7 protein-coding genes are annotated in these 6108 nt (G+C 69.3%); 4 read left to right on the top strand and 3 right to left on the bottom strand.

All coding sequences use genetic code 11. The features are described from left to right. Window positions 1-232: 232 nt before the first annotated feature. Window positions 233-592 carry a hypothetical protein gene (locus P0Y33_RS18915; protein ID WP_279530373.1) on the top strand — a complete coding sequence of 120 codons (360 nt, stop codon included), beginning with the start codon at window positions 233-235 and terminating at the stop codon, window positions 590-592. Window positions 593-728: 136 nt separating this feature from the next. Here P0Y33_RS18915 and P0Y33_RS18910 read toward each other — a convergent pair whose 3' ends face one another. Together P0Y33_RS18910 and P0Y33_RS18905 are read right to left on the bottom strand one after the other, a co-directional pair. Continuing rightward, complete coding sequence (locus tag P0Y33_RS18910; RefSeq protein WP_279530372.1) at window positions 729-2018, bottom strand: outer membrane protein assembly factor BamB family protein; 1290 nt, start codon at window positions 2016-2018, stop codon at window positions 729-731. A 60-nt stretch (window positions 2019-2078) separates the two neighbouring features. Then, a complete protein-coding gene (locus P0Y33_RS18905; protein WP_279528508.1) occupies window positions 2079-3527 on the bottom strand; it encodes a replication factor C large subunit in 1449 nt (482 codons plus the stop codon). 203 nt (window positions 3528-3730) lie between these two features. Between P0Y33_RS18905 and P0Y33_RS18900 the strand changes: the two genes are divergently transcribed. Genes P0Y33_RS18900 through P0Y33_RS18890 form a run of 3 tightly spaced genes read left to right on the top strand, consistent with a single transcriptional unit; the run spans window position 3731 to window position 5599 of the window. After that, window positions 3731-4324: a GNAT family N-acetyltransferase gene (locus P0Y33_RS18900; protein ID WP_279528509.1), complete on the top strand. Its 594-nt coding sequence runs from the start codon at window positions 3731-3733 to the stop codon at window positions 4322-4324. Next, the gene (locus tag P0Y33_RS18895; protein ID WP_279530371.1) at window positions 4317-4988 is read left to right on the top strand and encodes a GNAT family N-acetyltransferase; all 672 of its coding nucleotides are present in this window, start codon (window positions 4317-4319) and stop codon (window positions 4986-4988) included. The genes P0Y33_RS18900 and P0Y33_RS18895 overlap by 8 nt, the downstream gene beginning before the upstream one ends. A gap of 38 nt (window positions 4989-5026) precedes the next feature. Then, complete coding sequence (locus P0Y33_RS18890) at window positions 5027-5599, top strand: transporter (RefSeq protein ID WP_279528510.1); 573 nt, start codon at window positions 5027-5029, stop codon at window positions 5597-5599. Between the two features lie 5 nt (window positions 5600-5604). On the opposite strand, the gene P0Y33_RS18885 is transcribed toward P0Y33_RS18890, so the two are convergent. Continuing rightward, the gene (locus tag P0Y33_RS18885; RefSeq protein WP_279528511.1) at window positions 5605-6096 is read right to left on the bottom strand and encodes a GNAT family N-acetyltransferase; all 492 of its coding nucleotides are present in this window, start codon (window positions 6094-6096) and stop codon (window positions 5605-5607) included. Window positions 6097-6108: the final 12 nt, after the last annotated feature.

The raw sequence follows: 6108 nt of genomic DNA, 5'->3' as shown, positions 1-6108 counted from the left end.
ACTTCGTTCGCGGTAGTCGTTCGTCGGCCTCGTGACTTCGCCGCGAGTGAACCGCTTCGCTCGGGTCTTCCAACCGCTCGCTCGCGGATGCACGACGGCGTGGCCTTCCCGGACGTCCGATTCTCAGTTATATACTCCCGTGGAGTACTTAAAGAACGGCTCCGTCTCCCACTGCTTTTCTCCGCCGCGTCCCTCTGCCCGAGTATGACCGACACACGCGTCTCGGCGTCGAGTGACCCTCCCCGACGCCCTGATGGCGCACCTCGTCTACCCGACGGCGAGACTCGTCCTCCGCTCGCCGTTCCACGACCTCGTCAGCGACGAACTCCTGCTCGTCTCCCACACCGACGCCGAGACCGGTGAGACGCGGGCCGAACCGGTCGGCTACCACGAGTCCTCGCGCGGCGCCGACCTCGTCGCGTTCACCGACCGAGGGTGGGCCACCGACCTCGATACGGGCGAGTCGGTGACCCTCACCCACCGGGGCGACGACGTCCCGGCGACCGTCGAAGTCGTCTCGGACCCCGGCGCGTCGCGAAGTACCTCCGCGCGTTCCTCCAGCGCGAGGGCCTCGACGCGGCCCCACGCGTGAGCCTCGACATCGAGGGTGCGGACGTACCGAGTCGCGAGGAACTCACAGCGGCCGTCGACGACGGCGGCGTGGTCGCGCTGCTGTTCGACGTGCAGGAGTGAGCACACGTTCGGGCGCGGGAGGCGTCGGTGTCGAGTCACTCGACGACCGAGAGGAACCCCGCACTCGTCCCGACGGCGACGACGTCGCCCACGGTCGTCCAGACCTGTCGTGCCTCCTCGGTGAACGTCCACCGCTCCGCACCGTCGGCGAGGGACAGCGAGCGGATTCGCCAGCGGTGCTCGTCGAGACGCGTCCCCACGACGACCCGGTCACCCTGCGAATGGACCCGGTCGATTCCTCCACTTCCGCTGGCCGTCCAGCGCGTCTCCCCGGTCGCCCGGTCGAGCGCGTAGAGCGTCCCTTCGCCGGCGACGAGGAGCGAGTCGCCCGCGACGACCGGTTCCGACCGGGTGGCGTCCTCGAACTGCCGCGACCAGCGGACGGACCCGTCGGCGGCGTCGAGTGCGAGGACGAACCCGTCGAACTCGGTGACGTAGACGGTACTCCTGTCCGTGGTTCCGCCGGCGACGACGAAGTTGTCGTCCGCGTCCAGTACGTGGTGCCACCGCTCGTCGCCGGTGTCGACGTTCCGGCCGCGGACGGTCGGCGTGTCCGACCCCCTGGCGACGGTCGCGACGACGGGCGCGTCCGTGCTCGACCCAGTACCGACGCCGAGGTACCGTTCTTCGACCGACCACCGTTCCGTCCCGTCCTCGGTCGCGAACGCCATCGTCGCGACGCCCCCGACGGCGACGACGAGCGTCCCGCCGATGACGACACCGAGCCCGTTCCACGTGTCGCCCGACTCGGCCGTCCACCGAGTCGTCCCGTCGGTGCGGTCGACTGCGGAGACGGTCTCTCCGCCGAACGGTGCGACCGCGTCGTTGTAGGTGCCGGTGTAGACCGTCTCCCGGTCGAATCCGAGGACGGCGAGCGACTTGTCGACGGCGTCGGTCCGCCACACGGTCCTGTCGGGGCCGACGCGGAGGAGTCGTCGTTCGCTCGCGCCGGCGTGGCCGAAGGGACCGTACACCTGCCCGTCGCTCGCCCGCAGTCGGTTCGTCGCCGGCGCGAACGTCTCCGCGTGCCACTCGACCCCGTCGGACGTGAGCGCGGCGACGAGTCCGGGCGACGTCGGGTCGAAGGTCGGGGGGAGGAACGAGTCGTCCCGACTGGCGGTCGCCGCGTAGACCGTCTCACCGTCGACGGCCGGGCGTTCGAGAGGGCCGTCGAACCGGTAGCGGGCGGTCACCGCGTCGGTCTGTGGCTCGACTCGCTCGGGCGGAGAGACGCCGCCGACGAACGGGAGCGCAGCACAGCCGGCGCTCGTGGCTGCGAGTGCCGTCGCCAGGAAACCGCGTCGCGTCGTGGAGGGCGTAGTCACACTCGATCGGACCGACCGAACCGGGGTAAGCTTTCAGGTGGGTGACGGTCACCCGGGCCGCTACATGAAGTCCGAGAGGCCGGCCTGCGAGTCGTCGTCCTCGGCGTCTTCGGCGCGTTCCTCGGTGTCGACGTCGTCTTCGCCACCCGCTTCGCCGTCGGATTCGGGGTCGGTGGCGGCCATCTCGGTGGTCTCGGCCTGTCCCTCGAAGGCGCCGCCGGAGTGCTCGACGGCCCGTTCGGCTTCGAGTTCCTCGGCGTCCTCGACGATGGACTGGACCTTGTTCGTGTCCTTCCCGCTCCCGGTGACGAACGAGACGTGGGACTCGTCCATGTCGTAGCGGGAGGCCATCGCGACGGTGAGTTCCCGGTTCTTGCAGTGGTGGGTCATCGCCGCGAGGAAGGGCATGATCTCGCGACGCGCGGTGGCCATCGAGACCCCCGCGTCCTCGGCGATGCGGGAGGCGATGTAGTCGCGCGTCTCGCGGGTGCCCTTCGAGCGACCGAGTTTCGACCAGTAACTCGGCGGCCCGTAACGCGTCCACCCGCCGTGGTCGTGTCGACGCGAGGCCGCCACGCCGGCCGCGACGTTGTCGGTCGCGTAGCGCCAGTAGGAGTAGTTCTGCGTGGCGCGCACGCGGCCGAGCCACTTGTCGGCGTTCGAGAGGAAGTCGTAGGCGGTGGCGAGTTCGTCGCCCCGGAAGTCCTTGGGGACGTTGTCCTCGACCCAGTTGAGGAGGTCGTCGGGTGTCTCGTCGACGTCGTAGGCCGAGTGGAGCGCGTCCTCCGCGCTCTCGTGTTTGATGACGTCGTCGAGGAAGTCGAAGATGCCCTCGGTCGTGTCGCGCTCGCCGGTCACCACGTCGTCGACGGTGAGTCGTTCGGCCTCCTCGGCGAGCGCCTGGAGGTCGTTGACGGCCGAGCGGAGGTCGCCGCTGTTCTTCTCGGCGAGTCGGTCGAGCGCATCGTCGTCGTAGTTGATGTCCTCGCGCCGGCAGATGTCCCGGAGCACGGGGACGATAGAGCGCTTCGAGACGTCGCGGAACTCGATCTCCTGGCAGGCGTTCCGCAGCGTCTTCGACATGTCGTAGTACTCGTTGGCGACGAGGACGATGGGCTGACTCGACTCCTTCACGACGCCCGTGATGGCCCGCGAGCCACCGCGGTCGGCGTTGCCGTGGATGTTGTCCGCCTCGTCGAGGAGGACGAGCTTTCGGCCGCTCTCGCCGCCGCCGAGCGTGCCGCTCTTCGCCGCCTCGCCGGCGACCCGGTCGATGACGGAGGCCGTCCGCTGGTCGGAGGCGTTCAGTTCGATGGTGTCCCACCCCATGTCGTTGGCGAGGGCGTGGGCCGCCGAGGTCTTCCCGACGCCGGGCGACCCGTGGACGATGACCGCCTCGCGGTGGTCCTCCCACGTCTCCGCCCACTCGCGGAGTTGGTCGCGGGCTTTGTTGTTCCCGCGTATCTCCGAGAGCGACTTCGGGCGGTACTTCTCCGTCCAGTCTACCACCGGCCGAACACCCCTCGGACACGTGAGAGACGAGCGCTCGCGGCGGCAGTGGAGACGATGCCGAACATATACACGTCTTACTCGGCGGGGAGCCAAAAGACGCTGGACCCGTCTCCGAACCCGGCCGCGAACGTCTATTCAGCTGGATATGTGTCTGTAATATGTAGGTATGGTTAGGGGGCGGTCGGTGTTACTTCGAGAACATGTTCCCCGAGACCCTCGTCTCGGAGCGGCTTCGACTCGAACGATTGACCGACGAACTGGTGGACGTCTACGACCTCTACGCGCTCTGTGGGGGAGCGCAGGGGACCGGCGGCGACGTGGCGGTTCGGCCCGACGTCGGCGCGGGTGGGGCGTTGTTAGATTTCCCACACGCGACGGTCAAGGAGACGTACGACTTCCTCGGAGAGAGTCAGCGACGCTGGCGGGAGGGGGAGGCGGCGACCTACGGCGTCACCGTCGAGGGCGACGTCGTGGGACTCGCGACGCTCGAACCCGACTGGGAGCGGCGGACCGGGAACCTCGCGCTCTGGCTCGCACCCGCGGAACGCGGTCGGGAGTACGCCCAGGAAGTCGGCGACCTCCTCGTCGACGTCGTCTTCGACGACCTCGACCTCGACCTCGTCGCGGTCCACCACGACGTGGGCGCGGACACGGCCCGGCGGGCACTCGAGAAGTTCCTCGAACGCAACGGCGGGCGCTTCGAAGCACGCATCCGAAACGCGGTGAACCGCGGCGGCGAACTGGTCGACCAGCGACGTTACACCCTCTCGCGGGCGGAGTATCGCGATGAGTGACCTCTTCCCCGAACGTCTGGAGAGCGAACGGCTCAGGTTCGTCCGATTCACGCGGGGCGACGTCGACGTCCGCGACGCGTTCGAGCGACGGAGCGCCGCTCACAGCGAGACCGCCGCCGCGGAGTTCGAACACCTCGCCTACGAACCACACGCCGTCCCCAAGCGCACCTTCGATACGCTCGCCGGGGCGGAACGGCGCTGGGAGCGAGGCGAACTCGCGATGTACACCATCCGGCCGAAATCCGGTGAACCGAACGCGGGCGAACCCGCGGGGACGACCGCACTCATCCCCTACTGGGAGCAGCAGACGGCCCAGTTGAGCATCTGGCTCCGCAAGCCGTTCTGGGGCCGGGGCTACGCCGGTGAGCGGGCCGACCGCTTCCTCGAACTCGCCTTCGTCCGCCTCGATTTGGACCTGGTCGTCGCGGCCTGCGCCGTCGAGAACGAGCGCGCCCACGGCGCTATCGAGAAGTACGTCGCCCGCCACGGCGGCCAGTACGAGGGCGTCCTCCGCAACTGGCACCCGCGGGCCGACGGGTCCGTCGCCGACCTCCACGAGTACACCGTCTCGGCCGAGCAGTACGCCGCGGCCCGCGGCGTCGACGACGCCGACGGTGCCGATGGTGCCGACGGTACCGACGACGGCGAGTCGCCCCCCGACTAGCCAGAAGCGATTTCGCCGTCCCGTTCGCACACCCGGGCATGTCCGCCCTCCAAGAGCGAAGCGAGAAGCCCTACGTCGCCAGCGCCGTCGCCGGTATCGCCGCCTACCTGCTCGGCTACCTCGTGACGTACGTCTGGCAGGCGAGTCACGTCCGCGAGATGCTGCGCGGCATCAACGCCGTGCTCCAGTTCTTCGGGGGCGACGCCATCCCCGCGTGGAAGGCCGTCGGCTGGCTGTTCTACAACGCCCACTTCGTCGCGTTCACGCACCCCACGCTCGGCGGCGGGAGCGTCGCCCGCAACTGGATCGCTTCGGGCGACGCGCCGACGCTCCTCTACATCGTACCGGTCGGCTGTCTCTTCGTCGCGGGCGCGGCCGTCGCCCACCACGCGGGGGCCGAAGACCCGCAGACCGGCGCGACACACGGGGCGTCGGTCACGCTCGGCTACGTCTTCCTCGCGCTCGTCGGCGTCTTCCTCTTCACCGCGACTCGCGGTGACTACACCATCGCGCCGGACCTCGTGACCGGCGTCCTCCTCGCGGGGGTCGTCTACCCCGCCGTCGTCGGCGGTGTCGGCGGCGCCATCGCGGGCGTGCTCGGCGAGGACTGAGTCGACTAGAGGTCGCGGGCGACCAACTCGCCCCAGTGCTCGAAGCCGTGGCGCTCGTAGAACGCCTTCGCGCGCTCGTTCTGCTCGTCGACGTCGAGGACCATCCGGTCGAGCGGGAGGTCCTGCTCGCGGGCGACGTCGAGGGCCGCCTCCATCAGGTCGTCGGCGTCGCCCGTCCCGCGGGCCTGCTCGCGGACGTAGATTTCGTTGAGGACCGCCGCGTCCCAGATGTAGCTGTGAGTCTCGGGGAGGACGAACACGTACCCGAGGAGGTCGCCGTCGGCTTCGAGCACCTGCACGCTCCGCTCGTCGGCCTCGACGCAGCGGTCGACCCACTCGAGGTAGCCCGTCCGGTAGTCGTCGGTGAGTTTCGACTCGTAGGTCTCGGCCTTCTCCTCGCCGCCGGTGCCGCTGCCGAGACCGAGTTCGAACGCACGCTTCAGTTCCCAAAGCGCCTCGGCGTCGCTGCCGGGGTCGTACGGTCTGACCGTGGGCATACTCGGCGGGTC

Source organism: Halospeciosus flavus, from assembly GCF_029814175.1.
Classification (GTDB): domain Archaea; phylum Halobacteriota; class Halobacteria; order Halobacteriales; family Halobacteriaceae; genus Halospeciosus; species Halospeciosus flavus.
This window is presented reverse-complemented; position numbering and strand designations above follow the sequence as displayed.